The 21,900-nt window shown below is 60.6% G+C and carries 22 protein-coding genes; 8 read left to right on the plus strand and 14 right to left on the minus strand.

From position 1 onward, the window contains the following. Positions 1-4: 4 nt before the first annotated feature. Both VR71_RS18110 and VR71_RS18115 read right to left on the minus strand, forming a co-directional pair. Positions 5-673, minus strand: coding sequence for a glutathione S-transferase family protein (locus VR71_RS18110; RefSeq protein ID WP_045686036.1), 669 nt, complete (start codon positions 671-673; stop codon positions 5-7). Then, entirely contained in the window at positions 670-1,395 is a 726-nt protein-coding gene (locus tag VR71_RS18115) for a DUF1428 domain-containing protein (RefSeq protein WP_045686037.1), read from the minus strand. Before VR71_RS18115 ends, VR71_RS18110 begins: the two co-directional genes overlap by 4 nt. Before the next feature lie 99 nt (positions 1,396-1,494). Between VR71_RS18115 and VR71_RS18120 the strand changes: the two genes are divergently transcribed. The 3 genes from VR71_RS18120 (at position 1,495) to VR71_RS18130 (ending at position 4,226) form a co-directional block, all read left to right on the plus strand. Next, positions 1,495-2,154: a helix-turn-helix domain-containing protein gene (locus VR71_RS18120; protein ID WP_009816669.1), complete on the plus strand. Its 660-nt coding sequence runs from the start codon at positions 1,495-1,497 to the stop codon at positions 2,152-2,154. A 231-nt stretch (positions 2,155-2,385) separates the two neighbouring features. After that, positions 2,386-3,642, plus strand: coding sequence for a PQQ-dependent sugar dehydrogenase (locus VR71_RS18125; RefSeq protein ID WP_009816668.1), 1,257 nt, complete (start codon positions 2,386-2,388; stop codon positions 3,640-3,642). Then, positions 3,642-4,226: a c-type cytochrome gene (locus VR71_RS18130; protein WP_045686038.1), complete on the plus strand. Its 585-nt coding sequence runs from the start codon at positions 3,642-3,644 to the stop codon at positions 4,224-4,226. Before VR71_RS18125 ends, VR71_RS18130 begins: the two co-directional genes overlap by 1 nt. 65 nt (positions 4,227-4,291) lie before the next feature. Here the strand turns inward: VR71_RS18130 and VR71_RS18135 are convergent, their stop codons facing one another. The 3 genes from VR71_RS18135 to VR71_RS18145 all read right to left on the minus strand — a co-directional run bounded on the left by VR71_RS18135 (position 4,292) and on the right by VR71_RS18145 (position 7,509). Then, entirely contained in the window at positions 4,292-5,314 is a 1,023-nt protein-coding gene (locus tag VR71_RS18135) for an aspartate-semialdehyde dehydrogenase (protein WP_009816666.1), read from the minus strand. 74 nt (positions 5,315-5,388) lie between these two features. Beyond that, positions 5,389-6,555 carry an MFS transporter gene (locus VR71_RS18140; protein ID WP_045686039.1) on the minus strand — a complete coding sequence of 389 codons (1,167 nt, stop codon included), beginning with the start codon at positions 6,553-6,555 and terminating at the stop codon, positions 5,389-5,391. A gap of 24 nt (positions 6,556-6,579) precedes the next feature. Next, a complete protein-coding gene (locus tag VR71_RS18145; RefSeq protein WP_045686040.1) occupies positions 6,580-7,509 on the minus strand; it encodes a histone deacetylase family protein in 930 nt (309 codons plus the stop codon). A gap of 96 nt (positions 7,510-7,605) precedes the next feature. On the opposite strand from VR71_RS18145, the gene VR71_RS18150 reads away from it, so the two are divergent. The 3 genes from VR71_RS18150 (at position 7,606) to rlmH (ending at position 9,949) form a co-directional block, all read left to right on the plus strand. Further along, entirely contained in the window at positions 7,606-8,931 is a 1,326-nt protein-coding gene (locus tag VR71_RS18150; protein WP_045686041.1) for a mechanosensitive ion channel domain-containing protein, read from the plus strand. Between the two features lie 181 nt (positions 8,932-9,112). Next, positions 9,113-9,478, plus strand: coding sequence for a ribosome silencing factor (gene rsfS, locus VR71_RS18155; protein WP_009816662.1), 366 nt, complete (start codon positions 9,113-9,115; stop codon positions 9,476-9,478). Continuing rightward, positions 9,479-9,949 (plus strand): 23S rRNA (pseudouridine(1915)-N(3))-methyltransferase RlmH, encoded by a 471-nt coding sequence (gene rlmH, locus VR71_RS18160; RefSeq protein ID WP_009816661.1) that lies wholly within the window; start codon positions 9,479-9,481, stop codon positions 9,947-9,949. Between the two features lie 37 nt (positions 9,950-9,986). Here rlmH and mscL read toward each other — a convergent pair whose 3' ends face one another. The 9 genes from mscL to VR71_RS18205 form a co-directional block, all read right to left on the minus strand. Further along, positions 9,987-10,409 (minus strand): large conductance mechanosensitive channel protein MscL, encoded by a 423-nt coding sequence (gene mscL, locus VR71_RS18165; protein ID WP_045686042.1) that lies wholly within the window; start codon positions 10,407-10,409, stop codon positions 9,987-9,989. A gap of 140 nt (positions 10,410-10,549) precedes the next feature. Next, positions 10,550-11,245, minus strand: coding sequence for an ABC transporter ATP-binding protein (locus VR71_RS18170; protein ID WP_045686043.1), 696 nt, complete (start codon positions 11,243-11,245; stop codon positions 10,550-10,552). Further along, on the minus strand, positions 11,229-11,951 hold the full coding sequence (locus VR71_RS18175; RefSeq protein ID WP_045686044.1) for an ABC transporter ATP-binding protein: 723 nt from the start codon (positions 11,949-11,951) through the stop codon (positions 11,229-11,231). The genes VR71_RS18170 and VR71_RS18175 overlap by 17 nt, the downstream gene beginning before the upstream one ends. After that, positions 11,951-12,883 (minus strand): branched-chain amino acid ABC transporter permease, encoded by a 933-nt coding sequence (locus tag VR71_RS18180; protein ID WP_045686045.1) that lies wholly within the window; start codon positions 12,881-12,883, stop codon positions 11,951-11,953. Before VR71_RS18180 ends, VR71_RS18175 begins: the two co-directional genes overlap by 1 nt. Then, positions 12,880-13,806, minus strand: a complete 927-nt coding sequence (locus VR71_RS18185; protein ID WP_045686046.1) for a branched-chain amino acid ABC transporter permease — start codon at positions 13,804-13,806, stop codon at positions 12,880-12,882. Before VR71_RS18185 ends, VR71_RS18180 begins: the two co-directional genes overlap by 4 nt. A gap of 13 nt (positions 13,807-13,819) precedes the next feature. Continuing rightward, entirely contained in the window at positions 13,820-14,431 is a 612-nt protein-coding gene (locus tag VR71_RS18190) for a hypothetical protein (protein WP_045686047.1), read from the minus strand. A gap of 27 nt (positions 14,432-14,458) precedes the next feature. Next, positions 14,459-15,739: an ABC transporter substrate-binding protein gene (locus VR71_RS18195; RefSeq protein ID WP_296430574.1), complete on the minus strand. Its 1,281-nt coding sequence runs from the start codon at positions 15,737-15,739 to the stop codon at positions 14,459-14,461. A 108-nt stretch (positions 15,740-15,847) separates the two neighbouring features. Further along, positions 15,848-17,215 carry a hypothetical protein gene (locus VR71_RS18200; protein WP_045686049.1) on the minus strand — a complete coding sequence of 456 codons (1,368 nt, stop codon included), beginning with the start codon at positions 17,213-17,215 and terminating at the stop codon, positions 15,848-15,850. A gap of 145 nt (positions 17,216-17,360) precedes the next feature. Further along, positions 17,361-19,331, minus strand: coding sequence for a hypothetical protein (locus VR71_RS18205; protein WP_045686105.1), 1,971 nt, complete (start codon positions 19,329-19,331; stop codon positions 17,361-17,363). A gap of 232 nt (positions 19,332-19,563) precedes the next feature. On the opposite strand from VR71_RS18205, the gene VR71_RS18210 reads away from it, so the two are divergent. Together VR71_RS18210 and VR71_RS18215 are read left to right on the plus strand one after the other, a co-directional pair. Further along, on the plus strand, positions 19,564-20,259 hold the full coding sequence (locus tag VR71_RS18210) for a thiamine diphosphokinase (protein WP_009816651.1): 696 nt from the start codon (positions 19,564-19,566) through the stop codon (positions 20,257-20,259). Next, a complete protein-coding gene (locus VR71_RS18215) occupies positions 20,256-21,890 on the plus strand; it encodes a membrane protein (protein ID WP_045686050.1) in 1,635 nt (544 codons plus the stop codon). The genes VR71_RS18210 and VR71_RS18215 overlap by 4 nt, the downstream gene beginning before the upstream one ends. Positions 21,891-21,900 lie beyond the last annotated feature (10 nt).

Consider the following 21,900-nt stretch of genomic DNA (forward strand, 5'->3'; position numbering starts at 1 on the left):
CCTGTCAGGCCGTGCGGGCCATGGTGACGTCAGCCGCCTGCCAATGTGCCATGTGATCCGCCATCGCCCTGACAAACGCCGGGCGCGCCTCGGCGCGCGCGACATAGGCGCTCAGAATGGGCATGTCGTCCAACACCCCCTCGCCTGCCAGCACGCGCAGCGTATCGACGATTGCAATGTCGGCCAGACTGAAATCGCCTGCGATCCAGTCGCGCCCCTCCAGTACCGTTTCCACCTCGGATAGTCTGGTCTTCAGGGCCTGTCGGGCAAACGCCTTGCTCTCTTCGCCCGTCGGTGGGCCAAAGAATTCTGGCCAGCGTTCGGCAAGCACCTTGCCGATCCAGACGATACTTGCGGGCTCGACCGTGTTCAGCGCTGCAAAGAGCCATTGCGTGATTTCCGCACGCCGCGCCTCGGGCAAGAGCGCGGTGCCCTCGCCCACATAGAGAAGGATCGCCCCGCTCTCGAACAGGGTCAAATCTCCGTCGCGGATTATGGGCACCTGCCCAAAGGGCTGCATTGCGCGATGCGCGTCGCTCTTGGGCTGCATCGGCACCGTTTCGACGCGATAAGGGCGGCCAATCTCTTCGAGGGCCCACCGCACCCGCAGGTCTCGCACAAAGCCGCGCGGAAATTCGGGCACCCAATCAAGGGTGATCAGTGTCAGTGTCATGCCGCTTTTCCTGAATCGAAAAGGGGTTCGAACCCCGCCCACATCATGCGCTTGCCATCGAACGGCATCGCGGACATATCCATGTCGCCCATCTCGGCCTCCATTGCCTTGGATGCCGCATCGCAGGTGGCACGGTCCGGCCAGGCGATCCAGCTAAAGATCGGAACTTCACCGTCCTCCGCCTTGGTGGCACGGTAGAAATCCGTCTTCTCGCCCTTGGGCACATCCACGCCCCAGTTCTCGACCATGCCGAGCGCACCGCCCTTGCGGAACATGTCCCAGGCCTCGTTTGCCATGTCGATATAGGCTTGCTTTTTGGCCTCGGGGACGGCGAGCAGAAAGCCTTGATAGTAGCTCGCGCCACTGTGTGTCCCGCGCTCAACGACCGGGTCAAACCCGCCAAAGATCATCCGGCTGCCGTCAAACGGCATTGCCGGCATCTCCTTCATCGCGGGATCGCTCTGCATCTTTTCCCAAGAGGCATCCGCCGTTGTCTTGTCGGGCCACTCGATCCAGGAGAATGTGATGGCTTCGTCGGGTTCTGCGGCGACCGAGCCATAGAAATCGGTGACTTTGCCATGGGGCACATCCACACCCCAGGTCTCGATCATGCGGGTGGCGCCATAAGATTTGAACATCTCCCAGATCGCATCGACATGGGTCTGATAGGCGTCCTTGTTGGTGGATGGAACGGCGGCAACTGCGCCGGTGAAATAGGGCATTTTAACTCTCCTTTCCTATGTGTTCGCGCGCGAGAGAATCACTCTTGTATCCGTACTGTGCCAAGGGTAGTATTAAAAAACAACTATAAGTATGAAAAAATGACTAAACAGGCGAAATCCCCCACGCTGCGCTATGACGAAGGCTGTCTTGCCGCGCATGCGCTCAACCTGATCGGCGACCGCTGGGCGCTGTTGGTCGTGCGCGAACTGATGTTCGCGCCCAAGCGCTTCCAGATGATCCGCGCCGGCCTTCCGGGCATCACGGCCAGCGTGCTGACCGGACGCTTGGCACAGATGGAACAGGGCGGGGTGCTGACGCATGACACGCGGTTGGGCGTTTATGCGCTGACCGATCCCGGTCGCGCCCTCTTGCCAGTCCTCGAGGCACTCTGCCAATGGGCGTTGACGATACCTGGCCATGACCCCTCGCGCTTTATTAGCCCCTCGGCCTTGATGATCTCGATGGGTGCGATGCTCCGGCGCGACCGGGCTTCGGGTCTTGATGTGAAGGCCGGGTTTGATTTCGGAAGCGAAGTCTTCGAAATGCACTTGACGGATGGTGCGCTCCATACCCGTTTGGTGGCCAAGCCCAGCGCACCCTTTGTGCTCGTCGGAAACGGCAACACTCTGGCAGCCGCCGTTTACGGAAAAAAATCTCTGCGCGACATGACACACTTGGGTGTGATCTCCCTGCGGGGCGATCAAGATGCCGCGCAGGCCTTTGTCGACCTCTTCCAACTTTCAGCGCAAGCGCAGTGATCGGCAGATATTACTCCTACTTTGGTCGTAGGCAATGAGCACAGCAAGGTCTTGTTCGTTCGCAAAACTGCGATAGGGTCAGACCTGTGCGATTACAACGTAAACGGTACTCGCATGAGCCGCGCGAAGGGGAGAGCGCGTTGGGTCTGCTTTTAGAGGTCTAAGATCAGGGTCCTGTTCTAACGCAAAGCGGCGGACAGGCTGGTTGGATTTTCAAACGGGAGGAACCCCATGAAGCAACTGCTGTCATCCATCGCAACCCTTGCACTCAGCGCGGGCCTTGCCCACGGGCAAGCGGCCAATGTGCCGGACAATCTGGAAAAGCTGTCGAATTTCCAGTCCACCGGCGTCACCGATTTCACGTTTATCGAACAGGGCGGCGACTATGCCGAGGGAATCAAGAAAACGCTGGAGGGGATCAGCCTGCCCGACGGGTTCAAGATCGGCCTCTATGCGGTCGTCCCCGATGCGCGCCACATGGCTGTCGGCCCGCAGGGCATCGTGACCTTTGTCGGCACCCGCAAGGACAAGGTGTGGTCCGTCACCGATCGCAACAAGGATCGTGTGGCCGATGAGGTCAAGGATTTCGCGCCCTCGTTGCAATTCTCTATCCCGAATGGCCCCTGCTTTTCCAAGGACGGGTTCCTCTATATCGCCGAGCAGAATCGCGTCCTGCTCTTTCCCGCCGCCGAGTTCTTTTACGAAAGCCCCGATGTGGCGGCCTTCAATCTTGTAGCCAAGGGCGATCTGATCCCTGAGGAGCAGGAAAGTTTCAACCACACCGCGCGCGTCTGCGACATTGGCCCGGATGGCAAGATCTATATCTCGCTCGGTCAGCCCTTCAACGTGGCCCCGAAAGAGAACCTGGAGACCAACACCAAATGGGGCATCGGTGGCATTATCCGCATGAACACCGACGGCACGGGCCGCGAGGTCTATACCTACGGCGTCCGCAACTCGGTCGGTCAGGATTTCCACCCCGAAACCGGCGATTTGTGGTGGACTGACAATCAGGTTGATGGCATGGGCGATGATATCCCCCCCGGCGAGTTGAACCACCAAACCGAGGCAGGTCAGCATTTTGGCCATCCCTGGTATGGCGGCGGGTCCGTGCGCACCAATGAGTACAAGGGTGAAGACGTCCCGGTTGAAGTGGTAATGCCTGCGGTCGAAACCGTGGCCCATGCCGCGGACCTCGGCATGACTTTCTACACCGGCAAGATGTTCCCGGCCAAATACAAGAACGCCATCTTTTCGGCGCAGCACGGGTCTTGGAACCGCACAGAGCCGGTCGGCGCCCGCGTGATGGTCACCGTCATCGACGGAGAGGGCAACGCCACGATGGAACCCTTTGCAGAAGGCTGGATTGACGAGAACGGCGAGTATCTGGGCCGTCCCGCCGATGTGGCGCAATTGCGCGACGGCTCGATCCTCGTGTCCGACGATCTGGCCGGGGCCATCTACCGCATCTGGTACGAGGGCAACTGATGCTCAAGGCATGTATTCTGGGTCTGGGCGGGGTTTTCCTCGCCCAGATTGCTGTTGCAGAGGATCTGACCGGCGACCACGAGGAGGGGCGCAAACTGGCGGGGCAGTGCCGCACCTGTCACGGGATCGAAGGCATGGCGAAAATGCCCATCGTGCCGCATATCGGCGGCGAGAACCCGTCCTATATCGAGCATCAACTGACCGCCTTTCGCGAGGGGCGCCGCGTGCACGAAATGATGAGCGTGGTGGCCGCGAACCTGACCGATCAGGCCATTGCCGATCTTGCGGCGTGGTATAGCAGCCAGACGCCTATCGCGACCCTCGCCCCAACTCAGACCGCCGAGAGCGCGCCTGAGGCCTGCACCGCCTGTCACGGCGCGGATGGGATCGCAGTGATCGACGACGCGCCCAATCTTGCGGGCGAGACGGTGATGTATATCGACACGCAGCTCAAGGCATTCCGCACCGGCAAGCGTCAGCATGACATCATGAGCGGCATCGCCGCCGAGATGACGAATGATGAAATCCGTGCGGTGGCAGACTGGTATTCGTCCGTTCAGTTCAAGGTCGCGCCGGTCCAATAGCGAACCCGGCAAATGCAAACGGGCGCACCTGATGGCGCGCCCGTCTCTATTCTGTCTGAGGTATCTCAGCCCTTTTTCAACACGCGCTGCCCCAACACTTCGGCGATCTGCACGGCATTCAGCGCGGCACCCTTGCGCAGGTTGTCGCTGACGCACCAGAGGTTGATACCATTATCAATCGTCGGGTCCTGACGGATGCGGCTGATAAAGGTGGCGTAATCGCCCACGCATTCAATTGGCGTCACATAGCCGCCGTCCTCACGCTTGTCGATCACCATGATGCCGGGAGATTCGCGCAGGATATCGCGGGCCTCGGCCTCGTCGAGATGATCCTCGAACTCGATGTTGATCGCTTCGGCATGGCCGACAAAGACCGGCACCCGCACGCAGGTGGCCGTGACCTTGATCTTGGTATCAAGGATCTTCTTGGTCTCGGCAACCATTTTCCACTCTTCCTTGGTCTGACCATCCTCAAGGAACACGTCGATATGCGGGATCACGTTGAACGCGATCTGTTTGGTGAACTTCTTGGCCGGCTTGTCATCGGTCGGGTTGTAGACTGCCTTGGTCTGATCCCAGAGCTCGTCCATGCCCTCCTTGCCGGCGCCCGACACCGACTGATAGGTCGAGACGACAACGCGCTTGATGCGCGCGCGATCATGCAGCGGCTTGAGCGCCACAACCATCTGAGCAGTCGAACAATTGGGGTTGGCGATGATGTTCTTCTTGGCATAGCCCAGCACCGCATCGGCATTCACTTCCGGCACGACCAGCGGCACGTCGGGATCGTAGCGATAGAGCGACGAGTTGTCGATCACGACACAGCCCGCCTTGGCCGCCTTGGGCGCATAGATCTTGGTCGCGTCCGACCCGATGGCGAACAGCGCCATGTCCCAGCCGGTGAAATCGAACGTATCCAGATCCTGGGTCTTGAGAGTTCGCTCGCCAAAGCTGACCTCGGTGCCCAGAGACCGGCGCGAAGCGAGCACCGCGATCTCATCTACCGGAAACTCGCGCTCGGCGAGGATATTCAGCATTTCGCGGCCAACGTTGCCCGTGGCACCTGCGACGACGATTTTGTAACCCATGTGTGTCTGCCTCCATAGCGGGGGTTGCGGAGCGGGTCATACAAGGATTGCACAAGATGTGAAAGGGGCCGCGCTCAGTCCATGCTGTCGCGGCTAAAGAGGTATGTCACCAGACCCGCCAGCAGGGCAAAGCCGAACAGGGCAAAAATGGCGGTATATCCGGCCAATACGCTTGGGGCTGAGGCGTGTAGCGGTCCAGAGGCAAATTGCGCCACCCCGGCCCCACCAATCCCAAAGAGGTTGAGCAGCGTCACACCCCGCCCTGCCAGATGTGCCGGAAAGAACGCTCGCCCATGCGCGATGAGCACGGGAAAGGTGGACCCCGCAAGCCCGATCCCCGCGAGGAGGGTAATGGACAGCATGAGGCCCCGATCCGGCCAGAGCATAAGCGCAAAGATGGCCAGGGCGCAGATCACATTGCCGGTAAAAATCACCCATTTGCGTGACTGGAAAATCCGATCAAGCGGACCATAGGCAAAGGTGCCCGCGATCATCGCCACGCCCATGACCAGCGTCGCCTGCCCCACCTGCCCGGTATCAAGGCCAAAGACATCGCGCAGGTACGGGCCTGCCCAGAGCCCGCGCAGCGCTGCCGCCGGCGCGTAGGCGACAAACATCAATGGCAGAATGGTCCAAACGGCAGGCATGCGCAGCAGATCAAGGAGCGAACCGCGCGTGTCGCCGCTCACCGCCTCGGGGTCACGAACCACCGCAAGGATACCAAGCGCTGCCGCAACCGAGACGGCAGCTAATCCCCAGAGCGCCGCGCGCCAGCCAATCGTTTCCGCCGCCCAGGCCATTGGATAAGAGGCCACCAGATTGCCAAATGATCCAACCCCCAGCATGACCGCCGCCAGCGTTGCAAATCGCGCGGGTGAGAATTGCCGCGCAAAGATATAGTAAGAGGCCATCAGCACCGGCGAACAACCCACACCGAGCAATACCATCGCTAGTTTGATATGTAGCGGGCTGGTGGCCATCGCAAAGAGCGCCGCTCCCCCGCCGCCGCCCAGCAACAGCAGAACCGCCGCCGTGCGCCGTGGCCCGACCCGGTCGAGCGCCCACCCCACCGGCAATTGCATCACTGCGAATGTCACGAACATGAGGCCCGAGGCTGTGGCCAGATCATCGGGCGTTGCACGTACATCCTGTGCCAAGGGGCCGCTCAGAACCGCCAGAAAAGCGCGGAAAAACTGGCTGAGCACATAGGCAAGGCTCAGCAGGACAAGGCCAGCACGCATGCGGTTTCCCTTTTGAAGCTAAGATCAGGCCGCTCCGCGCGCGATCAGGACATCGACATGCACCGCCACACTCTCGGCCAAGGCATAGAGGTTATAGCCACCTTCAAGACAGCTCACCAATTTGCCACCGCAGAGTTCATCCGCCAGATCACACAGCCGTTCCGTGACCCACCGGAAATCCTCTGTTTCCAGCATGAGATCGGCCAACGGGTCTTCGCGATGCGCGTCAAACCCGGCAGAGACAAGGATCAGCTCAGGTTTGAATGCCCGAACGCGCGGAAAGACCTTGGCCTCGTACTCGCGTCGAAACACAGCGCCGCCCGAACGCGGGGCCAGTGGCACATTGAGGATCGTGTCATGCGGTCCGGTTTCATGCGCCGCCCCGGTGCCGGGCCAAAGCGGGTATTGATGCGACGAGGCGAAAAAGGCGCGCGGCTCGTCTTCCAACAGGTCCTGCGTGCCATTGCCGTGATGCACGTCGAAATCCACCACCGCCACCCGTTTCAGCCCGTGATGATCCAGCGCATATTTCGCCGCCACCGCCACATTGCCAAAGAGACAGAACCCCATGGTCGTCTCGCGCTCGGCATGATGCCCCGGCGGTCGGGTGGCGACAAAGGCGTTACGCACCTCTCCCGACAGCACCAGATCAACGGCACGCACGGCACCGCCCACCGCGCGATGCGCCGCCGCCAATGTGCCCGGCGACATCCATGTATCGGCATCCAGCGGCACCACCCCCTTGGCGGGGGATGCGGCGCGGATGGCCTCCAAATGGGATCTCGGATGCACCCGCAACAGATCGTCTTCGGCAGCAAGCGGGGCGGTCACGCGGGTCACGTCCTTGCCCTCGAGCGCCTCGAGGATACGCTCTAGCCGGGCCACCTGTTCGGGATGCCCATCGGGTGTCTCATGCCCCAGACAATCGGGATGTGTGATCAGGGCTGTGGTCATGGCGCTCCTCCATACTTGGCGCAAAAAGAGCCTGAATTTCAGGGCTTGTCCAGTGCAGCCTTGTGGGCGGCTTGACCGCGTGCCAGTCTGGCAGACATGGAAGGAGATGCCGCCTCAGTGACTCAGGACATCGTGCTTGCCGTTTGGGGTCAGGCCGAACTGTTCCTGTGGAGCATGCTGCGGCCTTGGAATGCCTATCAGGTGGGCATCCTGCTTGCCCTATTCTTCGCGGCATATCTGCTCGAACGCCTCTTGGGACCAGCGTGCCGCGAATGGATGCGGCAACGCGAAGGCTGGCCGAAGTGGCGCATGCGGCTGCTTGTCATGCTGCACCGGCGCTTGCGTCTTATCTTTTTCGTGATGCTGATCTGGCCGGTGTGCTGGATCATGCGTGAAGTGACATGGCCTAGCCGCTCTTATCTGCTGGCGATCGCCGGAGAATTGGCTCTTGCTTGGTTGGTGATCGCCATCGTCACCCGGTTGATTGGCAATAGCCTGCTGCGCAGCCTTGTGCGCTACGCAGGCTGGACTTGGGTCACGCTCAGCATTCTCAATCTCACCCACGAGGCACAAGCGCTGTTGGACAGCGCCGCAATAGACGTGGGCGAGACACGATTCTCACTCTGGCTGGTTGTGCAGGCGGTGATCGTGATCGGTGCGCTCATCGTTGTGGCACGCTTTACCGCAAGGGTGACAAGCGCACGGGTCCGCAGCAACGAAGATCTCTCCCCCTCGATGCAGGTGCTGGTGGTCAAATTCATGCAGGTGCTGCTCTATGGTGCCGCATTCTTCATTGGCTTACGCACCGTCGGGGTGGACCTCACCGGGCTTGCCGTGCTGTCCGGCGCGATTGGCGTGGGCCTCGGCTTTGGTCTGCAAAAGGTGGTTTCGAATCTGGTCTCAGGGATCATTATCCTCCTCGACAAGTCGATCAAACCCGGCGACGTCATCAGCTTGGGCGAAACCTTCGGCTGGATCAACAGCTTGGGTGCCCGCTATGTTTCCATCACAACCCGAGATGGGCGCGAATACCTCATCCCGAACGAAGATCTGATCACTGGACAAGTGGTCAACTGGTCCCATTCCAACGATTTCGTGCGCCTCGACATCTACTTTGGCACAGCCTATGGCGACGATCCCCATAAAGTGCGCAAGATCGCAGTCGAAGCTGCCCTGAGCGTTGGCCGCGTTCTGAACGAGAGGCCCCCGGTCTGTCACATCGTTGGCTTTGGTGACAGCAGCGTGGATTATATCCTGAGATTCTGGATCAGGGACCCCACTCAAGGCCTGACCAACATTCGCGGCAATGTCTATCTGGCGCTTTGGGATGCGTTTCAAGAGCATGGCATTTCCATCCCCTTCCCGCAACGCGAGGTGAGAATGCTGGGGGACGAACCCGGTAACGAACCACCGATCGGGTAAATTTGCAGCACATTCCCGCGTCTTGGTGCAATAGGATGCGGCGGTTTATTGAAAAGTCATGCATCTCTTGCTACTTTGATATCATTCCTAGCACCGGGGCCTGCGGTGTGCAGCAAAGGAGGACGATGTCCTGTCTTTTACGACATATGCGGCAAACGCCGCTGACCAGGGGGCCATCTCGATGATGCCCACCATGACCGCAGATAGCGAAGCGCAGCTTGCGGCGATCCTGACCTCTCTCGACGATGACAAGGCGGAAGACATCGTGCAGATCGACCTGCGCGGAAAAACTGCCATGTGCGACTATATGGTGATCTGCTCGGGGCGCTCCTCGCGGCAGGTTTCTGCCATCGCAGAGAAACTGATGGATCGGCTTAAGCAGGATATGGGGATCGTTGCCCGCAGTGAGGGCAAGGAAACCGGCGACTGGGTGCTGATCGACACGGGCGATGTGGTCGTCCATGTGTTCCGCCCTGAGGTTCGCGATTTCTATCAGCTTGAGAAGATGTGGCTGCCTTCCGGGCAGACGGCGGCGTCTCAGGTCTGAATGAGGGTTCACATCTGCGCGGTGGGCCGGTTGCGGACCGGCCCGGAACGCGCATTGTTCGACGATTATCTTACCCGGTTCGACCGAACGGGGCGGGCGCACGGCCTTGGCCCTGCCACCCTGCACGAGGTCGAGGATAAGAAGGGCGGTGGCATGGCCGCCGAGGCCAGTTTGCTTGACCGGGTGATCCCCCAAGGGTCCGTGCTTGTGGTCCTCGATGAACGAGGCAAGCTGCTGTCCTCTCCAGACTTTGCAGATACGATGGCGGGCTGGCGCGATGCCGGGCGCAGCGATCTGGCTCTGGTGATTGGCGGCGCGGATGGTATCGCGCCAGAACTGCGGTCGCGGGCGGATTTCGCACTATCCTTTGGCCGGATGGTCTGGCCACATATGTTGGTGCGGGTGATGCTGTCGGAACAGCTCTATCGCGCCGCCTCGATACTGGCCGGAAGCCCCTATCATCGTGTTTGAAGTGGCGAGGGACCATGTGCCCCTCGCCTTGATTGGATTACTTCTTCAGGGCGTCGCGGATTTCCATCAGGATATCCAATTCGGACGGGCCGGGATCGGCGGCAGGTGCCTCTACCTTGGGCTTGGATGTGGCATCTTTGGCGCGGTTGACCAGCTTGACCAAAATAAACACCACCCAGGCAATGATCAGGAAATTGATCACGGCCATGATGAATCGACCATAGGCAAAAACGGCTGCTCCGGCTTCTTCCGCCGCTGCGATCGAGGAATACTCGCCTGATCCAAGCACGACATAGAGGCCCGAAAAATCAATGCCGCCCATAAACAGACTGATGATCGGGTTAATGAGATCCGCCACCATCGAGCCAACAATCGCAGTAAAGGCCGCACCGATGATAATCCCAACGGCCATGTCCATGACATTGCCCTTGGCGATGAAATCCTTGAACTCTTGAATCATTTTCGTCCCTTTTCCACTGTCACACACGGGTCTTCTTGTGCGCCCGCGTCGGGCCTCTAGCATATTTTTGCGCAGATTTGACATAAATCTGACGGGCGGCACGGGGAATTGACCCACAATCCTCCCCTCAGAGCATCGCACTAAACCCCGACATAGCGGTCCACTAATCCGCGATCCGCGCGCAACGCCTCGGCGCTCATCACAGCACCCCCTTGGCCATTTTCCAGAAAGGCAACACGGTCCGCCACCTCCAGCACCGCATCGACCCGCTGTTCCACCAGCAGCACAGCGACGCCTTCGGCCCGCAACGCCGTGATCACCTCGCGAATGGCTGCGATCATCGAGGGCTGCAATCCCTCGGTCGGCTCATCAAGCAACAGCACCTTTGGCCGCAGACAGAGCGCCCGCGCCATCGCCAGCATCTGCTGTTCGCCCCCCGAAAGGGTCTGCGCCTTCTGTCCCAGCCGATCTCGCAGGCGGGGAAAGAGTGTCAGCACTTGCTCGCGCACCTCTGGCCCGCTCTGCCGCGCCATCAGACCAATCTCCAGATTTTGCGCCACTGTCAGGTCAGTAAACAGCCTGCGCCCCTGCGGCACATACCCCACGCCTGCGCGTGGCACCTCATGCGCGGGCAGCGCGCTCAGGCTCCGCTCACCCAACCAGATGGTGCCCGACATGAGCGGCAAAAGCCCCATGATCGCGCGCATGGTCGTGCTCTTGCCCGCCCCGTTGCGCCCCAAGAGGCACAGGATCTCGCCCGCCTTCACCTCAAGGCTCAGATCGCGCAGCACCTGTGCGCGGCCATATCCCGCGCTGACCCTATCCAGCCGCAGCATTGGGCAGCCCCCCCAGATACGCCGCCTGCACCGCGCGGTTGGCATGGATTTCCGCAGGCGTGCCCTCGGCCAGCACCCGGCCGCCATCCAGCACGGTAATCCGGTCCGCCAGATCCATTACCACCCGCATGTTATGCTCGATCAGAAGGATCGTGGCCTTCTCTGCCACCTTGCGGATCAGGCGCAGAAAACTGTCGATCTCGCCCTCGGCCAGACCTTGGGTTGGCTCATCAAGGATCAAGAGGCGCGGGCTTTGGGCAAGGCCCATGGCAATCTCCAGCAGGCGCTGATGCCCATAGGCCAGATCGCCCGCGTCCTGCGCCGCGCGCTCTGCCAGTCCGACCTGTGACAACGCGGCATCGACTGCCGCCTCTACCGCCGTGCCCTGCATATGACGCCGCGCCGCGAGGGCCACGTTTTCCTGCACGCTCAGCCGACCAAAGACCGAGGTGATCTGAAACGTATAGGCAATTCCGAGCCGCATCCGCCGGTGCGCGGGCAGCGCAGTGATATCCTGCCCATCCAGCATCACCCGCCCCGCATTTGGGGCGATGCGCCCAGAAATCATGCCCACCAGCGTCGTCTTGCCCGCACCATTGGGGCCGATCAGGGCGCGAATCTCGCCCTTGGGCAGATCAAAATCCACGTCTTCCACCGCGCGTAACCCGGCAAAATTCTTGGACAGCCCCCGCGTGGACAAGAGCATCACCGCAGCCCCCGCCAGAACCGACGCCGCAATTCCCCCATCAGCCCTTGCGGCGCGAAGAGCGTCAGCGCCACCAGCGCCACACCGGCGATCAGCATATAGGCGGTGGTCACGCCGGAACTGAGGTCAATCAGGTAGAACATGAAAAGCGTGCCGATGAACGGTCCCAGCACCGTGCCCGCCCCGCCCAAAAGCACCCAAAGCAGGGGAAAGATCGAGTATTGCACCGAAGCGAAGGTCGCGCCCACATAGCCAAAGAGCAGCCCATATGCCGCGCCCGCCGCCGCCGCCATCGTGCCCGAAATCACCATGACCGCGAACTTATGCGCGAAAACGTCATAGCCCAGCATGCGCACCCGCTCTTCATTCTCGCGGATCGCCACCAGCACCCGGCCAAAGGGCGACCGCACCAGCCAGAGGCAGAGCATCAGGCAAACACCAAACAGGATCAGCGCCGCCAGATAGCGGTTGCCCTCAAGGCTCAGGTCGATGCCCCAGAGCATCCGATCCGCCTGCTGGATCACAAAGCCTTCATCGCCCCGGGTCAGCGCCCCGAAATAGAGCACGGTTAGATGCCCCGCCTGCGCGAACATCAGCGTGACAATCATAAACGCGACCCCCGCCGTGCGCAGGGCCAGCGCCGCCAGCAAGCCTGATACCACTGCACCTGCCGCCAACCCGAGGATCAGCGCAGGCACCGCCGTCAGCCCCAGATGCTGCACACCGAGGCCCATCCCATACATGCCCGCCGCAAAAAACAGCGCATGGCCCAGACTGAGCAGCCCGGTATAGCCAAACATGAGGTTGTAGCCCATGGCATAGCTCGCCAGAACCATCACCCGCGCCAGATTGCCGTGGTGATACGCAGGCAGCACGAAATGCAGCGCCAAGAGCACGGCCAATAGCCCGGCGTGCAAGGCATAGGCCCTCATGCGGCGCGCGTCCCGAATAGGCCCTGTGGCCGAAACACCAGCACTAACCCGACCAAGAGCGTCGCCAGTATCTTGGCCAGCGTCGGCGAGAAAAACACCGAGATGATGCCATCGCTGAGACCTATCAGGATCGCCGCCACCACCGTGCCGGGCAGACTGCCGAGTCCTCCGATGATCACGACTATGAATGACAACAAGAGAGGATCCGCCCCCATCAGGTAATGCGCCTGCTGGATTGGCACGATCAACACGCCCGCCAGCGCCGCCAGCGCCGCGCCCAGACCAAAGACCCCAGCATAAACCCGCTCGACCGGGATACCAAAGGCCAGCGCCATCTCGCGGTCCGCCTGCGTTGCCCGCATCACAAGGCCGATAAGTGTGCGCGTCATCAACACCCAGACCGCGCAGAGCAGCACCACCGCCGCGCCGATCACCGCCAGCTTGTAAGAGGTCGTGCCCAGCCCCCAGGGCCAGATCATCGCCCAGCCCTCAGGCCCATGCTCAAACCACGGGATTGCAAGCCGCGTGTTGAACGGCGCCGCGACGGGGCGCGCATCCGGACCATAGCCCATCAGCGTCACTTGCTGAATGATATAGAGCAGCCCGATTGTGGCCACGATGGTGCGTTCTGGATCATAATCCAGCCGCTTGAGGATCGTCATATCGGCGGCCACCGCCAGCGCCCCCACGATCAGCGGGGCCACGACCAGCGCCAGAGCAAAGCCGATTTCCGGATGCCCGACCACGCTCTGCGCGATCCACCACGCCAGCACCGCGCCCAGCATGAAAAACTCGCCATGCGCGATATTGACCACCCGCATCACGCCAAACACAAGACTGAGCCCCACCGCCGTCAGCGCAAGCACCGCCGCCGTCACCGCGCCCTCCAACGTGGCCAGCACCAGATATGGGCCTAGCTCCATGGTCGCAGGCACGTCATGGCACGGCGTACTCGAGCCCGCCCATCAGGATTCGGTCATCGTCGGTCAGCGTCACGATCTGCCCATGCAAACGTTCGAGCTTGCGGGCTACCACGTCGTTGCGCTTCTCCCACTTATAGGACCGGTCGTCGACCACAGGCGTCCATGTCAATTGTCCGCCCTTGCGCCAAGGATCAAGAACGATCCCCTGATCAAACGCGTCTCCCTTGGCACTTACGATCGCCGTGCTGTGCTCCAGCCGAAAGGCATTCTCAGAATTGGCAACCGCGCGGTGCAGATCAAGCGTCTGGAACTCTTCCTGCTTCAACCGATCTTCTATGTCGCGGGCCCAATGCCAGCACAGGCCAGCCGGTTTCAACCCCATGTTGACCTTGGTGTTATGCACAATGGGCGGATCCGTGATCTCGTACTCCAGAGCAAGCTGGTGGGTATGCTCATAGGTGATACGTGCTGCGCGTTCGGCCTCTTCGGCGTCCACCTCGGGCCCGAGACTTCGGATCGCCGCGGCCAGCCGCGTCACCTCTTGCGACTCGGGCGGCGGGGGCGGCGCACCGCAACCCGCCAGCACCACAAGCGCCAGTGTCAGAATGACATGCAGACCTCTCATCGCTTCGCCCCGCTTACCCAACCCGCTTCAGAACGGCTGCGCCGTGTAATCAATTTCGTCGGGATAGAGCGTATCCTCGATCGAGGTCCGATGCACGCGCAGCAGTTTTCCGCCCTGCACCTGCGAAATATTCTGATGGCCAAACACCTGATGTGTCTTGCCGTTAAAGATCTTGTCGCCCTGCGGATGCGCAAGGCTCTCGGGCAGGACGGTCATCGCCTCGACCGCCTCGATCAGCGCGGCGCGATCCTGCGGCCCGGTATAGCCCGCCGCCTCCATCCCCGCCTTGATGACATGCAGCGTTTCCCAGCAGCCGAACATATGCGCATAGGTGGACACGTCGCGCGGGTCACTGACCGACGCGCCGCGCTCGTTGACACCCACCGCCGCGCGATAGGCGGTCTCATGCGCACTCTCATCCGGTTGTTGATCGCGGCACATGCCTTCCCAGAAATAGCTGTTCTCGAGGAACTCCAGACCGGGACTGTCAATCGCCACCGCCTCCAGACTGTCGATAAAGCCAAAGAGCGCCGGACCCTGCCCGCCAAAGAATTCGCCCAATTCCTTGACAAAGGTCAGCACGGCGGGTCCGACCATGACGTGATACAGAACCTCGGTGTCGCGCGGAATCTTGGGGAAATACTTGGTGAACGAGGTCTCAGAGGGCGGAATCGCGATATGTGCCAGCACTTCGCCGCCCTGCGCCTCGATCGCTTGCGTAAAGAAATCGCGGTGATCATGGCCGAATGCGAAATCCGGGAACACCATCGTGACCTTTTTGCCAAGATTCGCGGCCACATAGGGCGCCATCGCCTGAACCTGACTTTTGACATCCGTGATGCCCGGTTGCAGCGTGTAGCGGTTGAGCATGCCAGAGGCCACATGATGCCCTTCCGAGACCACGAAATACGGCAGCTTCAATTCCCCCGCACGCGGCGCTGAGCCGATCACGACATGGCTGAACAACGTGCCAAACCCGATATCGCAGCCATACTGATTGGCGAATTTCTCGACCACCTCGGCCCCGCGCTTGGGGTCGGTGCCATCATCCTCGGCCACAATCTCGACCATGCGGCCATTGATGCCGCCGCCGTCGTTGATCAGTTTGACCGCGGCCTGCGTGGTGCGGTCATACCAGCGGCCATAGGCGGCACCGATGCCAGTGCGGTGCACCTGAAACCCGATCTTGATCGGCGCGGCGGTCTGCGCATGGCTATAGCGCGCCCACATCGGCAGGCTCGCCGCAGCAACGCCGCCCGCAAGTGCCGTCAACGCACCGCGTCGGGACGTGCCGGTAGCCGGGCTCATTTTTGGGCTGTTCATCGCGCATCCTCCAAAGATCAGTCGCATTCGCAGGACAAATGCCGCACCTGCACACCTTGCGCAACCCCCTTGGGGTTGTCCAGCGCTTACATGTCACGCCCCGCGCGGCGTCGCCAGCAGCCAAAGACCAAAGATTGTATAGGCCACCATGAACAAAGCGAGCGGGATCTGACCCAGCACCGCCCGCCGCCGTCCCTCGCCTAGGCGCATCGCTAGCGCATGCGCGAGCAGGATTGCGATCACATGCCCAACGACCACCGCGCCTGCCTGTGTCATCCAGATGAGTTTGACCGGGCCGGGAGTGTTAAGGAATCCGGCGGAAATTGTAAGGTCCGTAAGGCCCAGCGACCGTGCCAAGGCCGCCAGAACATACTGCCCGTCAACCAGAAACGCCGTCAGATAATGCGCAACATGATAGGCCAGCGCGATTGGCAAGATCGTTGGAGCATAGAGGCAAAACAGATCACGAAGCGGCGCGCGCCCTCCGGCCAGCCGTTTGCCCAGCCACAGCGCGATAGCGAAGACCACAATAAGTGCGGTATTGGTCAACAATAACCCCAATATAGTGGGTAGAATAACCGCTGACCGCCCGGGGAACTCCAGCGGGTTGAGGCCAAGAATACCAAGCCATAGAAAAGTCTCGTTGAGCCCGTCAAAGCTGCCAGAGCCGAGCAGGATCAAGCAAAACGCCGCCAGTCCCAAACTGACCTTTGGCCTGCTAAGTATCTGCCGACCTGGAAGCCCAACAGACACCCAGCCCTTTGAAAACCCTAAGAAAGATACCCGACGATAGGCGCGCATCAGCACCGTGATCGCCTCGCCCCGCACCAGCCAGACGGGGCCGAAAAGCACCAGCCCGGCCAACATCGCATACCAGTAGAACCCGACCACAACGGCCAGCCGCTCCGGATAGCTTGGAGCGGGGTCGGCCAAGAGAAACCCGGAAAAGGCAAGTAATCCTAAAACGCTGGGCCAATGCCCCAACACGCGCGGATAGCGCAAGGGCGCGCGCAATCCGGTGAGGTGGCGCAGCAGAACCCCAACGCCCACCCAAGGATTGATCCAGCGCCAGACATCCCCGATCAGCCCCTGAACGGACACGATCCCGATCCAGAACACCACCCAGATCGCCAGTGGCAACGGATTGACGCCCGGATCGCCCGGCCCCACAAGTCCACGCCAGACCAGCCAGCCGAGCAAGAAAGCAGCACCGAGGTTAAAGCTATAACGGAGGATCGCCGGGGCTCGCAGTCGAAAAATGCCGACAGACCGAAACAATGCTTCTGCCATCTGCTCCGGCAGCACAGCCAAGAGCGCCAATGTTACGGCAACGGTCACTCCCCCCGCCGCGATGTAAGCATCCGTCGGGAGAAGAAGCACAAATCCCTGCTCTCCGGCATGCGCCCAAAGGTCGCTTGCGGTCAGCGCAAGAAACGCCCCGCCAAGCAAGATCGCCCGCATGCACTTTGTCCCCTCTCCAAACTCTCAGAACAAGTCTGACCGCTCCGCGAAGCGCGGGAAAGAGACAAATCGCCACGCGAACGAAAACCCCCTCGCCTTGTCGGACGAGGGGGTCATCACCGTTTACCGCACCAAGCCTTTACGCTCAGCTGGCGTGTCTGCGGCCCGTCGCGCGAAATTCTGTTTCTTCAGTGACGGCAAACCGCCCGCCCGCCAATTTTTGCAGCTTGCCTTGACGCAGGAGCTGCCCAAAGGAACGCAGGCCATCTTCACGTGAAAACCGCTCTTTCTCGACTTCCTTGAGCTTGCCCATCAGCATCGGTCGCGAGAACTGTGGACGACCCTCGACATCGGACAGATAGGCTGCCGCCGCCTCGAGCAGATCCGGAAGGCAGCTTGCGCCCATCTCTTCGGCAAAGGCGCCAAAACTTCCGGCTTGGCTTTCGATAGAGACCTCAGCTTCGATCTCGGTCGAGGAGATGCGGCGCGGACGGATCGGGGCGCGTGGCGTATCTATGCGTTGTTCCGCCACTAACTTGAGCGGCGCAGGACGGCTTTCCTCGGGGCGCGCAGAGCGCTCGGTGGGGGCAGCAATCTGCGGGCGGCGGGGCCGCACGACACTGGCCAGATCGCTCCGGTAGGGGCTGTCATCCACGTTCTCGCGCAGGCTTGATCCGGCATTGTGCTCTGCCCGCGTTGCGGCAACGGCGGCGCGCAGGTGCTGGATGGCATTGCGTCGTTGACTCGAGGCGGGTGCCTCAAGTTGCGTATCGGTTTTCTCAAAGATCCGCGTCAAGTCGCTTGAACCTTCCGCGCGTCCAAACCGGTTTGCGCCGGGTTGTTCCGCGACTTCAGGCTCCACGTCGTCCTGCGGCGTTACCGCCTCGGGCGTAGGCTCGGCTTCGGCAATCTCTTCTTCGGCTTCGGTCTCAAGGTCCGCCTCAGATTCTGCCGCATCCTCAAAAGCCAACTCGGCCTCAACTTCGGCCAATTCGCGCTGCAACTCCGCTTCTTCTTCTGGGCTCAGTGCGGCTCCAGTCGCACCAAAGAAATTATCGTCGTCGTCGTCGTCGTCGAACTCGTCTTCTTCGCCCTCGTCTTCCTCAAAAATACCATTGGCCAGTGCCGCCTCAAACTCCGTGCGTTTGACCTTGATAACGTGTGCAGTTGGTTGCTCTGCGGCCTCCGCCTCTTGGTGGATCGTGGCTGTGTCATCGCGGGTCAACTGCTTGGGTTGCGCGTCGGCCATCAGTGCCGCGAGAGTATCTTCGAACTCGTCAGCCGCGTCATAGACCTCTTCTGCCTGCATCGCTTCTGTCGTCTTCGTTTCATCGGTGCCGACGGCAGACAGGACCGCAGTCAGTGCTGCCTCTTCGTCCGGGCCCTCCCGGTCAAAGTCACTCTCGTCCGAGATATCCTCGATCAGATCATCGTCGATCAAATCGGCCTCGACGCGGTCATCCTCTGCGAGAACGCTGCTTAGGTCTTCTGCGACGCTGTCCAGAAAATCCTGCGCGTGCTCATCTTCGGTGTACTGATCTTCGCTGGCCTCTTCGGATTGCGCCACAACCGACCGGATACGGCTCAGCTTTGCGGCAATGCTCTCGCTGTCAACGACCGTCTCGGTCAACTCGGAGTCGGCCTGCATTGCGCGAGGCTCGTCTTCCAACCCTTCGGGCAAGTCTTGTGCGACATCTTCCGCAGCGGGCGCTTCGACCTCAGTCTCGGCTTCCGCCATATCTGTCAGGGTTTCAAGCTCAGCCGCAGCTTCGTCAGTATCGAAGGACTCTGGTGCCACCTCTGCCGCAGGCTGCGGCGTGGGTATTGGCTCCGCTGCTTTGACGGAGGCAGCAGATTGCGCCACTTCAGGCGCTTGCTCCGGGCTCGGTGCAGGGTTTGCCGATCTCGTCTCCGTTATGTCCGTCCGAGGCATAAGCGCCTGACCGGACCCGGCCCGCAGCACGATCTTGCCGCGCTCTTCATGCGCTTCGACTCGCCGGGCGATTTCCCGTTCCGCGATTCGCGCCAGCATCTCTGCATCGGGGGTCGGTGGCTCTGCTCCGAAGTAACGGTCATCCGCCGCCAGATCGCGAAAATACTCCGCAATTGCTTTCATTGTGTCAAATGAATCGTCAAAACCTTCCAACGTGCACGAAAACGTGCCGTAGGAGACTGTCAGTATCTTACTTGAACCAACCATAATATGCGCTCGCTTTGCTTGCCTGCAAAGTTAAGGTTTACCATGACGCCAGAGACCAAAGCGGCCCGATTCTTAGATTTTTACCGTATCATTTCGTGGCTAGAATGTGACATCAGGTTAGTTAAGGCAACGATAACAGGCAAAAGTGATGATTGTCCGAGAATCTGAACCAGTGATCTTGATCGGCGGGGCTGCCGTGCCGGAGGGGCTTGTTAACCATGCGCTCACACTTGCCCAGATCGTGATCGCTGCCGATAGCGGGGCCGATACCGCGCTGGAACATGGCATCATGCCACGGGCGGTGATTGGCGACTTCGACAGTATATCGCAATCCGCCCGCGCGAACATTCCAGATGTGTCACAATATCCAGACCGGGATCAGAACACCACGGATTTCGAGAAGTGCCTTGCCGCGATTTCGGCACCACTCATTCTAGGTCTGGGGTTTTGTGGTGACCGGCTTGATCATCAACTGGCCGTCTGCAATGCGCTGACGCGTCATTCGTGGCAGCGCTGCATTCTGCTGGGCTCGAGCGATTTGATGTTTCTTTGCCCGCCATCTTTGAGTCTGCCTTTACCTGCGGGCTGTCGGATCTCGCTCTTTCCAATGGGCGCGGTAGAGGGCGTGTCGGAGGGGCTGCAATGGCCGATCAACGGACTCAACCTTGCCCCCGACGGGCGTGTTGGGACGTCAAATACGGCCATGGGTCCGGTGCATCTCGCCGTAACGGCGCCAAAGATGCTCGTGATCCTGCCGCTTGAGATGCTCGAAATCGCGGCCCCCGTCTTGACCGAGACCACCGCCCGCTGGCCTGACCCCATCATGCCGCGTCCCAACGCATGACCCTGACAGAGCGTCTTGTCAGATGGGTTGACGCCGTTGTCTTCGATCTTGGGCGACAGATGCGTTGGACGTTTCTACCGCCCTTGATGATCTATTTCGCGGCGGGGTTTTCCGGACTCACGATGATCGTGGGCACCTTCTTTGTGAAGGAGTATCTTGACCTCTCAGCCGCCTACCTTGCCGGTCTTGCTTTTTGGGCGGGACTGCCATGGGCCCTCAAAATGCCACTGGGTCATCTGGTCGACATCATTTGGCGTTGGAAATGGCTGCTGGTCTATGTCGGAGCCGGGTTGATCGGGCTGTCGGTGTTCATCATGTATCTGCTCTTGACCCGGACCGAAGCGATGACTGCGATCATGCCGATGGGCGCATGGTATGTGACCTCTTACATTCTTGCTCCCTGCGGATTGGTCATTCAGGACGCGGTCGCCGATGCGATGTCGGTCGAGGCGGTGCCGCGCATGGATGCAGACGGAACCCCGATCCCGCAAGAGACCGCCCGCGCGCTTCACACCACGATGCAAACGCTAGGCCGGTTTGCGCTGATTTCCGGCACAGTCGCGGTGGCAGCACTCAATATCTACATGTTCGCGGGAATCGAGGCGCTGGATCCAGAGGCCAAGCGCGCCACCTACGCGCTGATCTATCTCGCCGCTCTGACAATCCCGCTGGTCTCAGTGTCGGGCGTTCTTTTGGCGGCGTGGCAGAAACACCGCCTGCGCCGGGGCCTGCGCACTCATGGACTGAGCAAAACCGAAGCCGACACGCTGTTCGAGCGACCAGGTGAGAAGACGCGGCCAAACCCGTGGTATTTCATCGGCGGGGCCGGGTTCGTGGCGCTGTCGTTGACCATCGGCCTCAGCGATATTCCCTATGGGCAAGAGATCATCTTTGCGGGGTCCATGGCGATTGTGCTCTTGCTGATGCGTCAGCTTGTGGCGGTCTTGCCGGTGGCGCAGGCGCGCACGCTGGTCGGCACGGCAGTGATTATCTTCATGTTTCGCGCCACTCCCCGGCCTGGGGATGGCTACACGTGGTTTTCCATCGACCTTTTGGCGTTCGATCAACAGTTCCTATCGGTGCTGTCGCTCATTACCTCGCTCTTGACGCTGGCGGGGATGGTCATTCTACGCCCGCTGATGGCGCATCGCAGCATCGTCTATATCGTGGTGTTGCTCACACTGATCGGGGGTGTTCTGTCGCTGCCCAATATCGGGCTCTATTACGGGGTGCAGGAGATCACGGCCGCCCTGACCGGTGGCATCGTTGATGCACGTTTCATAGCGATCCTCGACACGGCCATCGAGTCGCCATTGGGGCAGATTGCGATGATCCCGATGTTGGCCTGGATCGCCCGCAATGCGCCTGACAATCTCAAGGCAACCTTCTTTGCCGTGATGGCGTCTTTTACGAATCTGGCGCTCTCGGCCAGTTCCTTGCTGACCAAATACCTGAACCAGATTTTCATAGTCACGCGCGAAGTTCGCGATCCCGCGTCTGGGCAGATTACCACGCCTGCAGATTATAGTGAGCTTGGCGTGTTGCTTCTCACAGTCACGCTGGTCACGGTCGGTTTGCCGCTTCTGACCGTCTTCCTCATCCAGCGCACAGCCCTGCGGAGTCGCGACTGACCCACTCCAG

Source organism: Roseovarius sp. BRH_c41 (assembly GCF_000961715.1).
In the GTDB taxonomy this organism is placed as follows: domain Bacteria; phylum Pseudomonadota; class Alphaproteobacteria; order Rhodobacterales; family Rhodobacteraceae; genus Roseovarius.

Coding starts and splice junctions, on each gene's coding strand:
- VR71_RS18205 (WP_045686105.1), bottom strand. CDS start 19,331: ATGAAAGCAATTGCGGAGTATTTTCGCGATCTGGCGGCGGATGACCGT.
- VR71_RS18145 (WP_045686040.1), bottom strand. CDS start 7,509: ATGACCACAGCCCTGATCACACATCCCGATTGTCTGGGGCATGAGACA.
- VR71_RS18140 (WP_045686039.1), bottom strand. CDS start 6,555: ATGCGTGCTGGCCTTGTCCTGCTGAGCCTTGCCTATGTGCTCAGCCAG.
- VR71_RS18185 (WP_045686046.1), bottom strand. CDS start 13,806: ATGGAGCTAGGCCCATATCTGGTGCTGGCCACGTTGGAGGGCGCGGTG.
- VR71_RS18170 (WP_045686043.1), bottom strand. CDS start 11,245: ATGCTGCGGCTGGATAGGGTCAGCGCGGGATATGGCCGCGCACAGGTG.
- VR71_RS18200 (WP_045686049.1), bottom strand. CDS start 17,215: ATGCGGGCGATCTTGCTTGGCGGGGCGTTTCTTGCGCTGACCGCAAGC.
- VR71_RS18175 (WP_045686044.1), bottom strand. CDS start 11,951: ATGCTCTTGTCCACGCGGGGGCTGTCCAAGAATTTTGCCGGGTTACGC.
- VR71_RS18195 (WP_296430574.1), bottom strand. CDS start 15,739: ATGAGCCCGGCTACCGGCACGTCCCGACGCGGTGCGTTGACGGCACTT.
- VR71_RS18135 (WP_009816666.1), bottom strand. CDS start 5,314: ATGGGTTACAAAATCGTCGTCGCAGGTGCCACGGGCAACGTTGGCCGC.
- VR71_RS18210 (WP_009816651.1), top strand. CDS start 19,564: ATGATTGTCCGAGAATCTGAACCAGTGATCTTGATCGGCGGGGCTGCC.
- VR71_RS18110 (WP_045686036.1), bottom strand. CDS start 673: ATGACACTGACACTGATCACCCTTGATTGGGTGCCCGAATTTCCGCGC.
- mscL (WP_045686042.1), bottom strand. CDS start 10,409: ATGATTCAAGAGTTCAAGGATTTCATCGCCAAGGGCAATGTCATGGAC.
- VR71_RS18130 (WP_045686038.1), top strand. CDS start 3,642: ATGCTCAAGGCATGTATTCTGGGTCTGGGCGGGGTTTTCCTCGCCCAG.
- VR71_RS18115 (WP_045686037.1), bottom strand. CDS start 1,395: ATGCCCTATTTCACCGGCGCAGTTGCCGCCGTTCCATCCACCAACAAG.
- VR71_RS18215 (WP_045686050.1), top strand. CDS start 20,256: ATGACCCTGACAGAGCGTCTTGTCAGATGGGTTGACGCCGTTGTCTTC.
- rlmH (WP_009816661.1), top strand. CDS start 9,479: ATGAGGGTTCACATCTGCGCGGTGGGCCGGTTGCGGACCGGCCCGGAA.
- VR71_RS18120 (WP_009816669.1), top strand. CDS start 1,495: ATGACTAAACAGGCGAAATCCCCCACGCTGCGCTATGACGAAGGCTGT.
- VR71_RS18190 (WP_045686047.1), bottom strand. CDS start 14,431: ATGAGAGGTCTGCATGTCATTCTGACACTGGCGCTTGTGGTGCTGGCG.
- rsfS (WP_009816662.1), top strand. CDS start 9,113: ATGATGCCCACCATGACCGCAGATAGCGAAGCGCAGCTTGCGGCGATC.
- VR71_RS18180 (WP_045686045.1), bottom strand. CDS start 12,883: ATGAGGGCCTATGCCTTGCACGCCGGGCTATTGGCCGTGCTCTTGGCG.
- VR71_RS18150 (WP_045686041.1), top strand. CDS start 7,606: ATGGAAGGAGATGCCGCCTCAGTGACTCAGGACATCGTGCTTGCCGTT.
- VR71_RS18125 (WP_009816668.1), top strand. CDS start 2,386: ATGAAGCAACTGCTGTCATCCATCGCAACCCTTGCACTCAGCGCGGGC.